Here is a 1798-nt window from a genome sequence, read left to right on the forward strand (position 1 = left end):
AGACAGTTCTCAGCACATCGAAGATCGACGCCGTTTTCCTGGCCAGCGACTCCGTGATGCTCTCCGGCGTGCAGACCGTGATGGAGGGTCAGGGCAAGTGGGCCCCCGCCGGTCAGCCCGGACACGTCCCCTTGGTGACCATCGACGGTTCCAAGGGATCCTTGGATGCTGTCCGGTCCGGACACGTTGACGCCGTCGTTTCCCAGCCGGTAGATCTCTACGGAAAGTACGCCGTCCAGTACCTCAAGGACGCCATCGCCGGAAAGGAATACAAGGTCGGTCCGTCCGAGCACGGCAGCGAAATCGTCGACTACAAGGGCAATCTCGCGGACATGCTTCCCTCTCCGGTCATCACGAAAGACAACGTTGATGACCAGAACCTCTGGGGAAACAAAAAATAACTCGCTGCCGGCCGAGCAGGGCCAAGGTGAAGACTGAATTTCAGAAAGGGTGACATCGTGGTCACAGCTAACACCCAGAATGCCATCGAGATCCGCGGACTGCAGAAGTCTTTCGGATCGACCCAGGCGTTGACAGATGCCAACCTGATCGTTCGTTCAGGCGAATCCCGGGCCCTTCTCGGCCGGAACGGTGCCGGAAAGTCCACTTTGATTGCGATGCTTACCGGGCTGGTGACTCCGGACGCCGGAAGCATCCACATCCAGGGCGCGGACGGTGAAATTACTGWAGGTCCCGGATCCGATTCCATCGCTTGCGTGTATCAGAAAAGCACCCTCGTGCCGGAACTGACCGTGGCGGAAAACATCAGCCTTGGCGCTTACCCACGCAAGCGGTGGGGGAGCGTGGACTGGCCGGCGATGCGCAAGGCAGCAACCGACCAGCTCAAGGACTGGGGTTACGAGCGCATCGTCGACAAAAACGTCGAGGACCTTGAACCGCTGGAAAAGAAAATCGTCGAAGTATGCCGGGCACTGTCCCGGGGACCGCGGATCCTCCTTCTGGACGAACCGACGGCCGGCCTCGACGAGGGGGCTTCCCATGAACTATTCGCCCAGATCAACAGCCTCCGCCAGCGCGGGGTGACCGTCATCTACGTCTCCCACCACCTGGAAGAAATCTTCAAGGTCTGCGACTCTGTCACCATCCTGCGCGACGGACGCGACGTCCTGACCGCCCAGACAGCCGACCTCACCGTCAACCGGATCGTCAACGTCATGGCCGGTGTGACGGAGCAAGAAGCTGCAGCTGCTAGGAAAGATACTGCCGCCACCAGTAACCGTCAGGACCAGCTTGGAGAAACGCGACTCACCGTGACCGGCGTCGCCGTCGGCTCCCGCGTCTTGGAAGCCAACCTGACGATCCGCGCTGGCGAATGCGTCGGCCTCACAGGTCTCGATGGCGCAGGCCACGTCCAGCTCGCCCAGGCCATCGCAGGTCAGCTGGCACTCGATACGGGAACCGTTGAACACAACGGCCACACCCTCGGGCACGGAAACGTCATCAAAACGATCAACGCCGGAATTGGCTTCGTTCCCGAAGACCGCCACGTCAACGGCTACGTCCCGGAACTGTCCGTAGAAGAAAACGCCACMCTGACCATCGTCGACCGGCTCCGMGGCCGTGGCGGCCTCATCAGTTCGGGACGGCGCCGCGAACGCTTCACCGAACTCTCCGGCGCCTGGTCCATCAAATGCGACGGACCCACCCAGGCCGTTGAAGAGCTCTCCGGAGGCAACCAGCAGAAGGTCGTGCTTGCGCGGGCCCTCGCTTCAAACCCGGACACACTCGTCCTCGTCCACCCCACCGCCGGTGTCGACGTGACAGCGAAGGAATCCAT

General features: G+C 61.4%; 2 protein-coding genes. Both read left to right on the forward strand.

What is annotated here, in order from left to right:
• Window positions 1–401: sugar ABC transporter substrate-binding protein (locus AC1DEY_RS23125; protein WP_476870037.1), on the forward strand; the 401-nt coding region annotated here is incomplete at its 5' end.
• Between the two features lie 57 nt (window positions 402–458).
• The coding region (locus AC1DEY_RS23130; RefSeq protein ID WP_476870038.1) for a sugar ABC transporter ATP-binding protein at window positions 459–1798 on the forward strand (1340 nt) is incomplete at its 3' end.

Source organism: Arthrobacter sp. 05T47 (assembly GCF_056395825.1).